Here is a 16,014-nt window from a genome sequence, read left to right on the forward strand (position 1 = left end):
ATCTCCCCCATCCCCCCCATCCTCCCCATCTTCCCCATCTTCCCCATCTTCCCCATCTTCCCCATCTTCCCCATCTCCCCCCATCCTCCCCCATCTCCCCCATCCTCCCCATCTTCCTGACCCTGCGTGGGAAGAGTCCATAGTCTTAAGATAGAATTAAGTTTAAGAGAGTCCGTGTCCATTACATTGCACCGGAATCCCACATTGAGCAGGCAAAATGAGGCGACGGTCGTGAAACCAATTCGTTCTTTAGAAGATGCTTTGAACCGCTGTCAGACAATGGGTATGCGTCTGAGCCGCCAGCGCCGCTTTATACTTGAACTGCTCTGGCAAGCAAGGGAACACCTCTCAGCTCGTGAAATTTACGATCGCTTGAATCAGCAAGGTAAGGCGATCGGTCATACTTCTGTATATCAAAATTTAGAAGCGCTCTCAAGAGAGGGAATTATTGAGTGCATTGAGCGTTCGGAGGGGCGGTTGTACGGTAATGTCAGTGACTCCCATTCTCATGTCAACTGCCTTGATACCGAACAAATCCTAGACGTTCACGTAGAATTGCCTAAAGAGTTAATTGAGCAAATCGAACAGCAAACGGGCGTTAGGATTGCCGACTATCGGATCGACTTTTTCGGCTACCGTTTCCCTGATGCCGCGATCGCAGAGTCTGAAAATGATACGCCAAAAGCTTCTTAAAGCGGGATGGGGAAGAAATGAGGGTTTTGAGTTTTGAGCTTGAGTTGGGGCGATACCCCCCTGGCCTGAGCCTTGAGTTGTGAGTAAAAAAGTCAGAGATTCCCTACTCAAAACTCCCTTTCTTCACAATCTTCGATTCGTTGGTAAGCTGTATACCTCCCAATTGGGTTAAGCTCTATAGAGCATTACAGGACAGGCTGAAGTAATGGCAAGACGACAATCTGACAAATTCCCCAAACCACCAGCAAGGTACAACCCATCCCCAAATCCGCAGCCAGAGTTAAGGACAGCAGACGAGCTTTTAGAGTCGTCTGCTTCTAGAAACAAAGCCAAAGTCAGCAAAAGAGGTTTTTGGCAATGGCAATTGATATACTTGGGTGTCTTGTTGGCATTTGGTGTAACTGGTGCCGGTGCACTTCTCTGGTTGCTCGCCGTGCAACCACCGCCTAACTGCCAGCAGTTATCCCCTGTGGCAGCCGATGGGGAAAGGCTCTATTGCGCTCAGCAAGCAGCTAACTCTGGGAAGTTGGAGCAAATACTAGAAGCTTTGGCTTTGGTCGAAAGTTGGCCGCCGGAGCATCCTCTTCACGAACAATCTCTACAACTTACTGGGGAATGGTCGAAAGCTATTTTGGGGCTGGCAACTGCGAAAATTGAAGTGGGAGACTTGCAGGGAGCCCTCGATATTGTAGCTAAAATTCCCAAAACTAGCCCAGCTTACTCAGAAGTGGAAAAAGCGGTGGTTGGGTGGCAGAATAATTGGGAAGAGGGCCAAAAGCTCTATGAGAAAGCGCAAGAAGCTTTGAAGGCAGAGGATTTGAGGAAAGCTTCGGAGTACGCTCAAGCTCTGTTTAAATTGGACAATATTTTTTGGGGTCAAAAACGCTTTAATGAGCTTGTAGAGCAAATTACGCTGGAAAGGCAGGGCTGGCAGCGCCTCCGAGAAGCTAAGGAGTTAGCGGCTGAGGGAGGTCTTGAGAACTTGGGAGAGGCGATCGCTTTAGCTGGCAAAATTGGGAAGAAGCTTTTTGCCTATACGAAGGGAGAAGCCCAAATCGTGAGCTGGAGCCGCGCTTTGCTGGGTATAGCGCGTCAGCGGTTGGAGGAAAAAAACTTGGATGGGGCGATCGCGGCTGCTAATTTGATTCCGGCGGATTCTGCTCTCTATGCTGAAGCTCAAGATTTGATGCAGCTAGGTCGCGCTCAGGCTGTGACGTGGAATCAGTCGATCGGTACGCCGCTACCACAACATATTTTTGCACTGTTAGAAGGGCAAGCGGCGGCGGCTCAAATTGCCCCAGATCGCCCTCTTTACAAACAAGCTCAAGCTCAAATTAAGGACTTAGAGGTACAGTTTCAAGATTTGTTGCGGCTGCAAATGGCGAGTACGATCGCTAGTTTCGGTCAACCGATCGCGTTCCAACTCGCTATTGACCAAGCCCAAACTATCAATCCCGGCAAACCGAGGCGGGTTCATGCCCAGACTTTGGTAGCTTACTGGCGCAAAGAAATTCTTCGTATTGAAGACCAGCCATACGTTTTGATCGCCAGACAGTTAGCAGTGCCGGGAACTGCTCAAGGGTTGAATGCGGCGATCGCGCAAGCTAGCATGGTGGCTCAAGGTCGTCCCCTACGGATAGAGGCGCAAACCCTAATCGCGCAGTGGACGAAAAGTATTCAAATTGTCGAAGACCAACCCCTGTTAAATCAGGCGCAAGCTTTGGCTAAGCTGGGCAAGCTGACTGAGGCTATTGAGCAAGCTTCCCAGATTAAGAACAATCGGGCGCTATATGCTCAAGCTCAAGCCAATATCTCTCAATGGGTTTCCCAACAGCAAATCGCCCAAGATAGACCTATTCTCACTCAAGCATCTGAGTTGGCCGCTCAAGGAAGTCTGAGCGCGGCAATCAGTATGGCTGCTCAGATTGGCTATGGGCGATCGCTCTACTCGGAAGCCCAAGGTGCGATCGCTCGCTGGGCCGCAGAACGCGATGCGATCTCTGCCCCCCCGCCTGTAGCGGAACCGGCTGCTCAATATACTGAACCGGCATCGCAACAGGAGCCTTATTCACCTCCTGCTCAACAACAGGAACCCGCTCCTCCTGCTCGACAACAGGAGCCTTATTCGCCGCCACCACCACAAGAGGAATATTCGCCGCCACCACCACAAGAGGAATATTCACCCCCACCACCGCAAGAGGAATATTCGCCGCCACCGCAAGAGGAATATTCACCCTCGCCACCGCAAGAGGAATATTCACCACCACCGCAAGAGGCAGAACCGGCTCCGCCTGCTCAAGAAGCGCCTGCTCCTGCTGAACCTCCAGCATCTCCCGATGGTAATTTACTTTCTGAATAAACAGTTAACAGTTAACAGTTAACTAAATCCTTCTTCCTTCTACTTATGACCAATTTGCAATTGTTGGTGGTTGAAGGCGACCCTCTTTTTCGCCTGGGTCTGCGGGTTGCTTGCGAACAGTACCCGGACTTGCAAGCGATCGCAGAGGTGGAGTCTGGGACTGAGGCTTTGAATGCGATCGCTGCTCTGGGCGACGAAAACATCCCCGATGTCGTAATTTGGATTTTAGACGGGCAGATTTGGCTCTCAGATGTTACTGAGCAAGATTTTTCTGTGGGGATGATGCTGTGTCAGCAGCTCAAAACGCAGTACCCCAACTTACCATTATTGCTACTGGCGGGAAGTAGTACACCAGCTCTTTTAGCAAGAGCAAAGCAAGCGGGTGTCAATGGCTATTGCTCAAAAGCGATCGCAGTTGCAGAGATCGTAGCAGCTATTCGCTTAGTAGCATCCGGTGAAAGCTATTGGCCAGAGCGATCGCAGGAGCAAGAAAATCAGAGCAATACAATTCCTTTAGCTATAGAAGAACAGAGCGAATTACGTCCCGGTTCTCCCTTCCCCAGACTTTCTCTGTATCGAAAGTTAATTGCTCATCTTTCCAGATCGGGAATGCAGGAAATTGATGCCGCGATCGCGGAAGTAAACACACAATTACAAGATTCTAGACTGTTACAAAAAGAAGATTTTGTATCTCTGAGCGATTGGGTTTTACTCAGCGGTCGCCGCCGCGAATTGTTAGCTGCTCGTTGGATTGTCAGTCAGCTATTACCGACCGATCGGGAACAGAAAATTATAGAAAATCGGGAGGAAATCAGCAGGAGAATAACTAACAATAAAACAACTAATTCCCCCTTTCCAATTCCTAATTTACCTACGGTAATTAGCAATTCAGAATTATCTCCTCAGCTTTCAGCCACAAATGATTTACAAACCGCTTTATTTAAAGCAATAGCGGCGAAATTAGAATCAGGTTTAGTTAACTTAACGGGTCTACCTCTGGAAATAGATATCTTCCGGTTAAATAAGAAACAGGACTTGATGTATATAATCTTACGCAAATTACAGGATATACTTGATGAATTGCGCTTTTCCCAAGTCGAGTTGCCGCAATTATCAGAAAAGCGTTCGAGTATTATCAGAGATTTGTGGCAAGATACAATCGCGGATTTCTTTGGTAAATATTACACCCTACGGATAGAGGAAGGGAATGTTGGGGAGGTGAGAAATACAGCAGGATTGCCCCTACAAAAAAGGAGCGAACTGGGGGGAAATCCCTCTTTTGTTCTTCCTCCTTCTTCCTTGCTATTTTCCGAGAAACAAGAGCGAATAGAAGTTGTACCAGTGTTGTTGCAAGAGACTCAACTGGTTGAGACTGCAATTCTTGATAAAATTCCGCTAGTAGTGGAATGTTTTGCTCATTTACTATATCAAACTCCGCTGATAATTGATAATATTTCCTGCTCAGCGGGTAGCCCCGAAGCGATGGTGCGATCGCAAGTAATGCTGGAAAACTTAGTGATTCAACTGGCTAACGGGGTGGTGCAACCGCTATTAAATAATTTTGCCGATCTAGAAGAAATCAAACAAAAATTTTATGACCGTCAGTTGATTTCTACGCGAGAGATTGAGAAATTTCGCAATAATTTGTCTTGGAAATATCGAATGCAAAATTTATTTTGGGAACCACAGGCAATTTTTGAAAGCCGCTTTTTGCTGTTGACATTGAATGAAATAGGAATTCAGAAAATATCAATTTATTCTCCTAGAAATCAGGAGTTAGCTCAACTTTCGGGCGTGCAGTTGGTGGTGACACTGGTATTAGAAATGAGGGACGCGACAGCTCCTCGTGTCCGAGCAATTATCGCTTTTCTGGGCACGGGAGTTGTCTATGTGCTGACGCAAGTTATTGGACGAGGAATTGGTTTAATTGGACGGGGAATTCTTCAGGGAGTAGGCAATTCTTTGCAAGATAGTAAGTGGGAAAAAAAGGGTGACTAATTGTTATAGCAACCGCCAAGGCGGTTAAGAGGGGCTAGGGACTAGGGGCTAGGGGCTAGGGAAAGAAGGAAAAGAAGGGAAAGAGGGGAAAGAGGGGAAGAGAGTCAAGTTTGGGCTATGAGCGAGTGTCCTAACCGCCCTGACGGTTGCTATATTATCCCTATAATGTCACTTCGAGTCGAGAAAATTGACCAGAAATGAGATCAATTCCCATAGTGACCGCCAACAACCTTACCCCGAAAAACAACATAATTGTAAATGTTGTAAAACAACATAATCGGAATTAGAAAGCCAATGAAGATAATCATAAAAACCAGAGCACTTGGGGAAGCTGCTGCTTGGTAAATCGTGATTTGAGTCGGGATAATATAGGGAAAAACGATCAATCCTAGTCCCAAGAAACTCATCAAGAAAATTAGGATAGTCCAGATAAAAGGTGTCCTTTCTTCCTTGCGCTCAATGCTTCTTAGCAATAGCCAAATTAACAGGACTCCCACCAGAGGAATGATAGCAAAGATATAAACCAACGGGGCATCAAATAACTTTGTCCTCGCACTTTCTGAAAAAACTGGAGTGACAATTGTAATCAAGATAGCTCCAATTAGCGTTGTAATTGCTGCAATTTTCGCCGTGCGATAGTGAGTAGTTTGTAGTTCCCCACCTGTTTTCATAATTAAATAGGTGGAACCAATCAAAACATAGCCTTGAATTAGCGTCAAAGCGACAACAATTGACCGCCAAGTTAACCAGTCCCAAGTTGTGCCGATAAAGTGTCCCGCTTGGTCAACTGCAATGCCTTCTAGCACCCCACCAAGGGCTAAACCTTGGGCGAAAGATGCTAGAAAACTACCCGCCCCAAAAGCATAATTCCAGAATAATTTCCGGTTAGAATGTTCGCGAAATTCAAAGGCAACTGCCCGAAAAATCAACCCGAACAACATCATCATAATGGGGATGTATAGGGCGTTTAAAATTGTGCCGTAAGCTAGGGGAAATGCACCAAAAAGTGCGCCTCCCATTAACACCAGCCAGGTTTCATTGGCATCCCAAACATTTCCCAGACTGGTCATTAAAATGCCCCGCCGTTCTTCGTCATCAGCAGTTAAGGACAAAATTCCTACGCCTAAGTCAAAACCATCTAGCATGACATAGAGCAATAGAAAAAGAGCTAAAATTACAAACCAAACTTGGGGAAGAAAATGCTCTAAAGCTGTCATAAAATCTCCTATTGCTGTGCTTCTGCCGGTCGGCTATCGGGAATGTGTTCGGCCGGTTCTATCTCAATTGCTGGTTCATCTTCTACTTCTAAACTTGGTACTGGTAAACTGAGATTCGGGCCTTGACGAATAATTCTGCTACCAAAATACAAGGTACAAATTAATAGAAAGCTGTAGACAGTAGCAAAGGTAATTAGGGAACCTAAAACATTACTGGCGGGAATAGCAGAAACAGCATCAGCCGTGCGAATTTGTCCGTAAACAGTCCAGGGTTGTCTACCTACGCAGCGCACTATCCAACCTGATTCTACAGCAATATATCCCAGGGGAGCGGCTAAAATCCAAGCTCGCATTAGCCAAGTTTGGTTAGCAATATTTTCAGCAGAAAGTTTGCCTCGAATCCACTGAATTACACTGAATGCCATTAATGCTGCAAAGTAGAAACCAATAGCAACCATGATGCGGAAAGAATAGTAGATTAAACCTACCATTCGGGGTCTATTTTCTGGTTTCCATTCTTTGAGACCAAGGACGGGTTCTGACAGTGTTGGTTTAAATTCTAGAACTAATCCTAATGTTTTAGGTATTGCTAGTTCCCAGTCATTTTTTTCTGCTTTTTCGTTCGGTAAAGCTAAGGCTAGCCAATCGGCAGATTTTCCTGCTGGAATTGTTTCCCATTGAGCCTCCATTGCTGCTAGTTTGGTAGGCTGATAGTGATAGACTTGTTCGGCGCTTAAATGGCCGATATAAATTTGCAAAGGGGCAACTGCGATCGCAGCGGCTACTACAATCTTTAATGAGTAAGAAAAGAAGGCTGAGTGTCGCTTATTTAAGATGTACCAGGCACTAATACCACCAATCACAAATAGCGATGTTTCCAATGTTGCAAAGAACATATGGAGAACGCTATTGAGCATAAATGGATTGAGGATGGCTTCAAAGTAATCGGAAACGATAAATTTGCCATTCACAAAGTCTCCACCTGCGGGACTTTGCAGCCAGGAATTAGCTACTAATATCCAGAAGGTTGAGAGGTTAGCACCGAAGGCTACCATGATGGTAGCGAAATAGTGAATGACAGGATTAACTCGCTCCCAACCAAATAACATGATGCCTAAAAAACCTGCTTCTAGCATGAATGCCATTGCAGCTTCAAAGCCTAAAATACTGCCGAAAAAGTCGCCCGCTGCTTCGGAAAATGGAGCCCAATTTGTGCCAAATTGAAATTCCATTGGGATGCCGGAAGCTACGCCAATACCGAAGTTAAGGACGTAAAGTTTTGCCCAAAAGCGAGCGTGATGGTAGTAGTCAGGATTGCGGGTTTTTAGCCACATTCCCTCGACTATTACTAGATAAATTCCCATGCCTGTAGTCAATACTGGCCAGAGGATATGGAAGATCGCAGTCAGTGCAAATTGCATTCGCGATAGCGCGAGGGTATTAGAGAAAAAATCCATGTCTGACCTCGGTTAGTTAGTAAACCTTAAAAGATTGACTGTTCTGATTGTATATTAAACCTGTTACAAAAGCTATTCCCTAGATCCTTCGGCGGTTGAAACCGCTACTACACAAACGAAGTCCGCCTGCGCGGACTAAGAAATAAGGGGATGTTTAAGCGGAGTTTGGTATTAGTAATTAGCCATTATAAATTATCTAACTGTAACTTGGTAACTCAATTTAAAGGGCTGAAAATTAGCTCCAGCTTTGGCTTTGCCACTGAGTTCTAGTGCGTAAATTCCGGCTTTAGGGAATACGATTTTAGCTCCGGGAATGCCTTTGTATTGTTCGGCTGATATGGCTTCTAAGCTGGGCTGCATCAAGGGTTTTTCGCCTGCTTTATGGGGATGATTGTAGACGGCTAACTGGCAATTGCATTGTTCTAAGGGGATAATTTGACCGCCTTTACGAGTGAGGGCAAACCATACGCGAGACTGTTCTCCGGCGCGGGGATTATGATTTGGTTCGAGGTGAAATGTAGCTGCGACATCGCCAGAAACTTCGACTTCGTGCGCTAAAGCAAAATTAGACTTAAGTGTAAATATAGTTGATATTGCTACATTTACTAATAATCCTAAAAAAACTAGCAATCCTAAACTTTTACTTTTGTTTAATAGGGGAAACATAGAACCTCTCCAAAGATAAAAGTGTCCAAAATAGGTGCGATCTAACTAACAAAATCGAGAGCGCGATCGCGCCTAATAATGCCGTCAATAGCTTATTTTGCGCTGTCCATTCAAAGCCGCCGAGATAGTGGGAACCGATCGCGATCGCATGAACCGCACATAGCAGGAAAGCGGGCACGCTTAGCAGGTGAATTTGCCGCCACCGCCTGCCGAGGTAATTTTGGGCGCGATCGCAACTTGTAATCGCCGCAGGAGTCATCAATAGCAACGCCGTCACCCCCGCAGCCATACCTAACTGGTGCAATGGCAACATAAAAGATACAGCTTCAAAATTCCATCTCAGCGCGTGATCGATCGCGTGTAAACTATGAGCAATTGCCAGCACAAACGCTGCCACACCCAAGGCGCGGCGGTAACGCAAGGGTTGCGCCCACAACTTGCTGACAGGACGTGCGATCAGTGCTAGCATTAGGCATAGTAGCGATCCGTGAGCGGTGAAATCCACCATTTCATCGGTTCGCAACAGGGTTAAAATGCCGATCGCGATCGTTACCCAACCTCCCATCTGAAACAGTTGACTGCGCCTCGAAGCACTCAGTCTACCAGCAAAAATCCCCACCCCTAGCATAGTTGGCAGAGTTCCCAGTCCAAACGCTAGCATCGTCGCCGCACCCAAAACCACGCTACCAGTTTCAGCCGCCTTAATTTGCGCCACATACAGAAAACCGCAGGGAATCAAACCCCAAAGCAATCCCAAAGCTGCTGGCATCCACCAGCTTTTGTGCGCGGAAACCCCGATCATTGCCTCTTGTATGCGTTGATGCGACAGCGGATGCAGCATCGGCAGACGCGGCAGCAAGTTGGGTTTAATTTGCAGCAATCCGAACCAAATCAACATTAAACCTGTAAGAATTGCGATCGCGCGGCGCAATCCGCTACCGGTACCGGCCATTTGTCCGCTAGCAATTAACACCGAACCCACTCCCCCAATAGCACTACCTGCGATCGCATAGGCCACAATCCGGCCTAAATTTAGCAGCAGATGAAACCGCAGGGCAGCGCTTTTTTGGTTGGCGGTAGTTTGGGAGAGAGAGAATGCGATCGCCAAGGGGCCGCACATCCCCGCGCAGTGACCAAAACTGCCCAGAAATCCCAAGGTGCTAATTAACATTAGGTCTAGCATCTTGCTGTTCCTCAAAATGCCATATAAATTAAATCGATGCTAACTGATTTTGTGCAGCATTACTAATATCTAAGTGAAGAGTTGACTTTTGTCAAAAGACAAGACGTAAAACTTCTAGGACTTAGGAAGAAATCAGAAATCAGGCGCACAAGGAGGCACAGCCTTTACAGAAATCGTTTTTGTACTTCATTTACCAGCAAAAGTGCTGTAAAAGGCGATCTGAGATCAATTTTTAGGGGATGGCACTTGAGGTTTATAGAACTCAATTCCACAGCTTGCGGCTTTTTCTGCTAGGCGACGAATATAAATTCGACGCGCTTCTCTACCTTCTGCGTTCTCTCGATTAGCGATAATAAAACGTGCTAATTCTTCACGACTCAGATTGTCTAAATTCACTTTATCCATTGTCTTGTTCTCCCAAAAGATCGTCTTCGTTAAGGAAATCGCCATCGGGACAATTGTGCTATTCTAGCACAATAGAAATGAGATAATGTTCATTATTTTAAATAATTACAAAGATATGACATCATGGAAACGACTATAATCTACAAATCTTTTACCATCCGAGGATTTCGATAAGATATCTACAAACCGCACATTCCAGAGAATTTCTCCAGCTAGATAAGAATGACGAGCGTGAATAGTTTGAGAAACGGTCTCGTCAAGTCCAGTCATAGTCGCTACAATTTCAACTTCCTGGCTAAATAAATCCTCTGCTGTCAATCCATAGAGAGGACTATTCTCATCAATTTTGTGCATAATAGTCCAAGTTAATGCAAAAATAGGCGTTCGGCTGCGAACTAAATTTAAGTCGTAGAAACGGCGCATAAATTGTCCCTCAGCAGTAACTTCATCGCGAACTAGAGTGAGTCGCTGCTGAGCTTCTAAAATTTGATTATAGCGTTGATTTGCCGTGCGGTACATTAAAGTTAATACGCCATTTTGAGGAGCAATAACAGCAATACGGCTGAATAAAACTTTAGCCGTAGGTTTGGAAAACCTAGTAAAAGCTAAACCTGTCACCATCGCCACTCCTAGCAAACCAAAAAGCGCTTCCACAGCAACAATGATATTAGCATAGCTAGTGCGCGGATACATCGCCCCATAACCAATAGTAGCCATTGTTTGAACGCTAAAGAAAAAAGTATCTTTGAAAGAACCCGGTTGAGCGTTAGCAATGCAGTCTCCTCCCGCTAAGTAGGCTAAGGCAAATAGAGCATTACTGATTACATAAACTAAAGCAATTAGCCCAAAAAATCCGAACCAAGAAATTGCTTGTAACCAGTGATATAGATCGCCTAAACGTAAGGGAGATGTACCCATTCGCACAATATTTAAATTGAATTGTCCATTTTTGCCTACTAAACGCGCTTCCTGGTGGTGGCGATGTTTTTTCATTATGATTTGTTGGTTGTTGGTTGTTAGTTGATAGTTGATAGACACAATTAAACGTAGGGTGGGCGTTCGCCTCAAAAAGGCTGTAACTCATAGCAGAAGATGGTTGAGGCGAGCGCCCACCCTACAATCACCAATTCACCAATTACCAATTACTTAATTCGATTTTCCCGTTGACCAAACAAAACAAAGTGTTCAATTCCACTTTGATAAACTCCAGCCTTAACTGCCACTGCTACATCAGGATTATCTCGCAGATAACTAACTTCATTTACCAAGGTACTAGGCGATCTACCTTCAAATTGTCCTACCTTTGTAAAATGTTCATAACCACTACTAAATAACCCGCTGGCTACAGCTTCAGCTACTTTTGGATTCTGCTCTAAATAAAACTGCTCATCAAAAAAAGGACTTCCTTTCCTCCCTTCAAATTGCCCAAACAAAATAAAATGTTCGTAACCACTGCGGAACTTCTTTTCACTCAAAAATGTAGCCACGCCGGAATTTTGTTCGAGATAATAACTCTCATTATACAAATTTCTGGGATCTCTTCCTTGAAATTCTCCTCTTTTAATAAAGTGATCGAAACCACTACGAAAAACCCCATTACTAACTTGCTCTGCTACATCAGGATTGAGAGCTAAATAGAGCTGATTGTCAAATTTAGCACTAGGATTAAGACCTTCATATTGCCCAAATAGAGCAAAATGTTCAAACCCATTGCGGAAAGTTTTATTAGCAACAGCCGCCGCTACCTGTGGATATTGAGCTAAATAAAAACTCTCATCAAATAAAGCTAGCATTGCCATAGCACGATCGGCATTTAAAAAGCCATAACCGCTGGCAAAATCGAACCCTGGATCGGCCGCAGTTGTCCCCGGATCGTTCATATCTACAGCAGTCACTCTCATCGCTATTGCCACATCATTAGGAGTTGCCCAAGGTGCCACTTGTAGCATTAAAGCAGCTACCGCCGCTGCATTCGGAGCCGCCGCTGAAGTACCGAAGAAATTGGGTAATCCATCGGCCTCAAAAGAGCCATTTCCTTTGGGATCTGATAGTCCGTAAAATGTAGTATTTACTCCATCAGGAGCAACGATATCTGGTTTGAGTCTGACTTTAGCTTGCTCTAATCTCTTACCATTGATATCAAACAAAATTGGGATGCCGCCAACGCTCGAAAACTGTTCTAAAGTTGGGCCACCAATTAATTCATTAAATGCGGGCGTATCTTGATAATTAGTCGCCCCCACTGCAATCGCACCGACTGCATTTTTATGTCCATATAAAGTTGAACTATTAGTCGGGAATTCTAGATTAGTTGGCAAGCCCACAGGTGCATTAAAAACATACCTAATTTGCTGCGGATCGGGGCCACTCGCTCGGACAATGGCTATATTAAATTTGCTAGTTTCTTTACCCAAATTGGCAAAGGACACAAATTCAATTGGCCCGCTAGCTTTACCTGTATTGGGAGATACTTTGGTATTATCGATCGCACTACCACCGACTACGGCCGTACCATCGGCATTCAAGATATAAACATCTAAATCTGTTGCCGTTGTCGCTACTTCTCCTCCAACATAAAAAGGTTCATCCCACTGTAAGGTAAAAGCAATTCTTTTACCAGGATCGAGAGTAAAACCTTGTAAAAAATCAATGCCGGGGCCGGGGTCAAAATCGTGGGCTACGCCACCTTTAAAACTTGACACCGGAATGTTACCACCAAGGGTGGAAATATTATTTTCTGGTACAACTGCAACTGGCAATTGACCGGGATTAAAAACAATTCCTGAGTTGACAAAAGCGCTTTGATAACCATTGCGGTCATTGTTGCCAGTAGAAGTGAAATAAGTAATTCCCTTGCTGGTAACTTCATTTACTGCCTGGGCCGCATCTCCGTCTTGAAAAAAAGGCGATTCAAAGCCATTAACATTGTCTATAATAATGTTAGCACCAGCAGCGGCAAGGGAACGAATGGCATTACCAACGGAGCGATCTGTAAAAGATTTACCAGTAGCATCACTGGCTGTATGAAATAGTAACTTGGCACCGGGAGCGATATCGTGAATTAGTTGCATTAATGCTCGACCTTCATCAACTCCCGTCCCAACAGTTTCCGCTAAAACCTGTATGGGGGTAGTGCGACCAAAGGGATTAGTAGGGCCGGGAAGATCGCCGGAGTTGATATCATCTATTGCGTTTTTTGTATCTCTTTGATTAATATCATAGCTATCAGAAATTACCCCAATTGTAATTCCCGTTCCATCCACACCTTGCAACACGCGAGCGAAGTCAGCATACATCGATCTGTTAGCTTGATTTTCAACACTACCTGCACTATTAGGACTCACAGAAGCAATAGATTTTAGATTTTCTCCTGTTAGGGGATCGCTGTTTTGGTCTACTTTCGCGATCGCACCTGAAACCCCCCCAGCCGACAAGGGCTGAGTGCTACTATCGGCAAGCAACAATGAATCTAAGCTGCTAGACATAACCTCCGCGACTTGAGTAGCAGCAATATCGGGGTATAATCCCTGATAGAACTCTCTTTGGCTAGCAGTTTTGTTGGATAATTGGTTAAACTGGGAAATCAGCCAGGGCTGCTCGTCAGGGTTCAAGTACGGAGTGTGGGCATTAATCATACAAACTGAGTTAGCGATCGCATCACAATAACTTTGTTATACCTTAACCGCTTAACCGCTGATGGTGCGCGTTGACCATTACTTCGTAAGGTAGGCACTACCACAAATAATCTATTACTTACAGTCAAAATCTAAATTGTGATAGCGCCCAACCTAAAATTACCCGCACTCACCCCTCACGTAACCCCCCCTTTGGGCAAGTATATTTACCACCCAGAGGGCGGCGTTACAAACAATTATTTTCCCAAAAAATTCAATTTTTCAGAATCAATTTTGAGCCTTTTCGCTTCAAATAATCAGGGCATTTCACAAAAAAACCCAGTTAGGAGAATATCTTCATGGCCGGCCCAAGTGCAGATAACCTTGCTTATTTATTAGACGAATCGCCTAACAGTTTAACTCTAACTCCAGGCTTTTTAGCTCCTTACCCAAAAGGACTATTTGCCCTTGGTGGCAATGATTTTATCCTGGGTTCCTCCGATGGCGAAATAATCGACGGCGGCGACAATAACGATCGCCTGATCGGAGGTGGCGGTGCTGATACCCTAAATGGTGGTAGTGGTGACAACTTCCTCATCGGCAGTCGAGGTGATGATATTCTTACCGGTAACAGTGGTAAAGATATCCTCCGGGGAGGTCAAGGCGACGACTTACTCATCGGTTTTGAAGGCGACGATGTACTCGTTGGCGACAAAGGTAGAGACATATTAAAAGGTGGCGAAGGATCGGATTTATTTGTCCTCACAACAGAAACCGCCGCACAAAACCCCGAATCTGCCGATATCATCACTGACTTCAAACACTTTTTCTGGAAAAACTTAATCGGCTTAACTGATGGCTTAACTGTCGCTGACATCACCTTAGAATCAGCTTCCCTCAATCCCGGCAGCAATGATACTTTAATTCGGATTCGCGAGTCTGGAGCCATTTTAGGCTGGGTTACAGACGTATCCCCCGACTATCTCAACGGGCGTTTCGTGGCCGCAGATACTAAATTGGGAGATGAACTCGGAAGCGCAACTAATCTTGGTTCCCTGAGCGATAATCCTACCGTGAGCGGGTTTGTTGGTGATGCTGAACCAGATAATTTCTACCGTTTCACACTCCCTGTCACCAGCGACTTAAAGTTAAACGTTACAGGTTTAAGTGCAGATCTTGATGTAGCCCTAATTAAGGATATTAATAACAATAACGCCGTTGAACCACCGGATATTGTTCAAGTCTCGGAAAACTCAGATGCGAATGCAGAGGAAATTAATCTCAACGATTTATTACCAGGTACTTACTTCGTGCGAGTTTTTCGATTTGAGGAAGCGCAGACAAATTACACTATGAGTCTATCTGCAATCCCTAGTCCTCCCCCCCCACCAGGTAGCAGCGCGATCGCAGGTTACGATACTACTTTCGGCTATGGTTTGATTAACGCAGCAACCGCTGTTGCTCAAAGCATTGGCAAAGCACCTTTTCCTGATGTCCCCAATTTGGGAGGAGATGAATGGGGACGAGATGTAGTAAATGCTCCCGAAGTTTGGGTTCAGGGTTTCACTGGCGATGGCATTGTCGTCGCTGTTGTGGATAGCGGCGTTGACTACGATCATCCTGACTTAACTGGGAATATTTGGACTAATTCAGGGGAATTTGGCATTGATGCTAATGGTGTTGAAAAAGCTACCAACGGCCTTGATGATGATAGTAATGGCTTTGTTGACGATTTTCGAGGTTGGGATTTTGTCAACAGCGATAACAACCCGATGGATGAAAATAGTCACGGTACTCACGTAGCAGGAATTATTGCTGCTAAGAAAGACGGAGTGGGAATCACTGGAGTAGCTCCAACTGTGAAGATTATGCCCGTAAGAACTGTAGATAAAGATGGCGTAGGAAAAGTAAGTAATGGCATTGCTGGCATTCGCTATGCTGTCGATAATGGAGCCGATGTAATTAATCTCAGTTTTGGCGGAAATGACATGGAAGCTGAAAGGCTGGATGCCATTCGTTATGCTGAATCAAAGGGTGTAATTGTAGTTTCTGCGGCTGGAAATAGTAGTAATGGCCGGCCGAATCTTCCTGCTCGTTTGGCCGATGAAGTAGGTATTGCTGTGGGTTCAATAACGCGGGATCTGCAATTTTCTGAATTCTCTAACCGTGCTGGAGTTGTCGCGATCGATTATGTGATTGCGCCGGGAGGAAATGGAGGACGTTCGGATGTCGAAGATGTTTATTCAACAGTACCATTATCTTTGCCCGGTATTCCTTACCGCTACTTTTTCGGTACTTCTATGGCGGCTCCTCATGTTGCTGGTGTAGTAGCTTTGATCCGTCAAGCTAATCCCAATTTGACACCTAAAGAGATTGAGAAAATTGTTGTGGAAACTGCAAATCGTTCCGATCTATAGCAACC

The 16,014-nt window shown here is 45.1% G+C and carries 11 protein-coding genes; 4 read left to right on the forward strand and 7 right to left on the reverse strand.

Annotation, left to right across the window (positions count from 1 at the left end; genetic code table 11):
- Positions 1-231 precede the first annotated feature (231 nt).
- The 3 genes from OSCIL6407_RS0117205 (at position 232) to OSCIL6407_RS0117215 (ending at position 5,050) form a co-directional block, all read left to right on the forward strand.
- Positions 232-693 carry a Fur family transcriptional regulator gene (locus tag OSCIL6407_RS0117205; RefSeq protein WP_007357590.1) on the forward strand — a complete coding sequence of 154 codons (462 nt, stop codon included), beginning with the start codon at positions 232-234 and terminating at the stop codon, positions 691-693.
- Between the two features lie 205 nt (positions 694-898).
- Positions 899-3,052, forward strand: coding sequence for a hypothetical protein (locus OSCIL6407_RS0117210; RefSeq protein WP_007357591.1), 2,154 nt, complete (start codon positions 899-901; stop codon positions 3,050-3,052).
- A gap of 45 nt (positions 3,053-3,097) precedes the next feature.
- On the forward strand, positions 3,098-5,050 hold the full coding sequence (locus OSCIL6407_RS0117215; protein ID WP_007357592.1) for a DUF3685 domain-containing protein: 1,953 nt from the start codon (positions 3,098-3,100) through the stop codon (positions 5,048-5,050).
- Positions 5,051-5,253: 203 nt separating this feature from the next.
- On the opposite strand, the gene cydB is transcribed toward OSCIL6407_RS0117215, so the two are convergent.
- From cydB to OSCIL6407_RS0117250, 7 genes are all read right to left on the reverse strand, one after another.
- A complete protein-coding gene (cydB, locus tag OSCIL6407_RS0117220; RefSeq protein ID WP_007355920.1) occupies positions 5,254-6,267 on the reverse strand; it encodes a cytochrome d ubiquinol oxidase subunit II in 1,014 nt (337 codons plus the stop codon).
- Positions 6,268-6,275: 8 nt separating this feature from the next.
- Entirely contained in the window at positions 6,276-7,724 is a 1,449-nt protein-coding gene (locus tag OSCIL6407_RS0117225) for a cytochrome ubiquinol oxidase subunit I (RefSeq protein ID WP_019487488.1), read from the reverse strand.
- A 192-nt stretch (positions 7,725-7,916) separates the two neighbouring features.
- A complete protein-coding gene (locus OSCIL6407_RS0117230; RefSeq protein ID WP_007355919.1) occupies positions 7,917-8,390 on the reverse strand; it encodes a hypothetical protein in 474 nt (157 codons plus the stop codon).
- Complete coding sequence (locus OSCIL6407_RS0117235) at positions 8,365-9,573, reverse strand: urease accessory protein UreH domain-containing protein (RefSeq protein WP_007355918.1); 1,209 nt, start codon at positions 9,571-9,573, stop codon at positions 8,365-8,367. Before OSCIL6407_RS0117235 ends, OSCIL6407_RS0117230 begins: the two co-directional genes overlap by 26 nt.
- Positions 9,574-9,798: 225 nt before the next feature.
- The gene (locus OSCIL6407_RS0117240; RefSeq protein WP_007355917.1) at positions 9,799-9,978 is read right to left on the reverse strand and encodes a hypothetical protein; all 180 of its coding nucleotides are present in this window, start codon (positions 9,976-9,978) and stop codon (positions 9,799-9,801) included.
- Between the two features lie 105 nt (positions 9,979-10,083).
- Positions 10,084-10,971, reverse strand: coding sequence for an ion channel (locus tag OSCIL6407_RS0117245; RefSeq protein WP_007355916.1), 888 nt, complete (start codon positions 10,969-10,971; stop codon positions 10,084-10,086).
- A gap of 149 nt (positions 10,972-11,120) precedes the next feature.
- On the reverse strand, positions 11,121-13,613 hold the full coding sequence (locus OSCIL6407_RS0117250) for a S8 family peptidase (protein ID WP_007355915.1): 2,493 nt from the start codon (positions 13,611-13,613) through the stop codon (positions 11,121-11,123).
- Between the two features lie 338 nt (positions 13,614-13,951).
- Here OSCIL6407_RS0117250 and OSCIL6407_RS0117255 point away from each other — a divergent pair, with 338 nt between their 5' ends.
- On the forward strand, positions 13,952-16,009 hold the full coding sequence (locus OSCIL6407_RS0117255) for a S8 family serine peptidase (RefSeq protein WP_007355914.1): 2,058 nt from the start codon (positions 13,952-13,954) through the stop codon (positions 16,007-16,009).
- Positions 16,010-16,014: the final 5 nt, after the last annotated feature.

It is taken from the genome of Kamptonema formosum PCC 6407 (assembly GCF_000332155.1).
GTDB lineage: Bacteria > Cyanobacteriota > Cyanobacteriia > Cyanobacteriales > Microcoleaceae > Kamptonema > Kamptonema formosum.

What these genes read in the sequence shown, in the direction of transcription:
- OSCIL6407_RS0117230 (WP_007355919.1), bottom strand. Translation starts at nt 8,390, where the DNA reads ATGTTTCCCCTATTAAACAAAAGTAAAAGTTTAGGATTGCTAGTTTTT.
- cydB (WP_007355920.1), bottom strand. Translation starts at nt 6,267, where the DNA reads ATGACAGCTTTAGAGCATTTTCTTCCCCAAGTTTGGTTTGTAATTTTA.
- OSCIL6407_RS0117225 (WP_019487488.1), bottom strand. Translation starts at nt 7,724, where the DNA reads ATGGATTTTTTCTCTAATACCCTCGCGCTATCGCGAATGCAATTTGCA.
- OSCIL6407_RS0117255 (WP_007355914.1), top strand. Translation starts at nt 13,952, where the DNA reads ATGGCCGGCCCAAGTGCAGATAACCTTGCTTATTTATTAGACGAATCG.
- OSCIL6407_RS0117245 (WP_007355916.1), bottom strand. Translation starts at nt 10,971, where the DNA reads ATGAAAAAACATCGCCACCACCAGGAAGCGCGTTTAGTAGGCAAAAAT.
- OSCIL6407_RS0117250 (WP_007355915.1), bottom strand. Translation starts at nt 13,613, where the DNA reads ATGATTAATGCCCACACTCCGTACTTGAACCCTGACGAGCAGCCCTGG.
- OSCIL6407_RS0117215 (WP_007357592.1), top strand. Translation starts at nt 3,098, where the DNA reads ATGACCAATTTGCAATTGTTGGTGGTTGAAGGCGACCCTCTTTTTCGC.
- OSCIL6407_RS0117235 (WP_007355918.1), bottom strand. Translation starts at nt 9,573, where the DNA reads ATGCTAGACCTAATGTTAATTAGCACCTTGGGATTTCTGGGCAGTTTT.
- OSCIL6407_RS0117240 (WP_007355917.1), bottom strand. Translation starts at nt 9,978, where the DNA reads ATGGATAAAGTGAATTTAGACAATCTGAGTCGTGAAGAATTAGCACGT.
- OSCIL6407_RS0117210 (WP_007357591.1), top strand. Translation starts at nt 899, where the DNA reads ATGGCAAGACGACAATCTGACAAATTCCCCAAACCACCAGCAAGGTAC.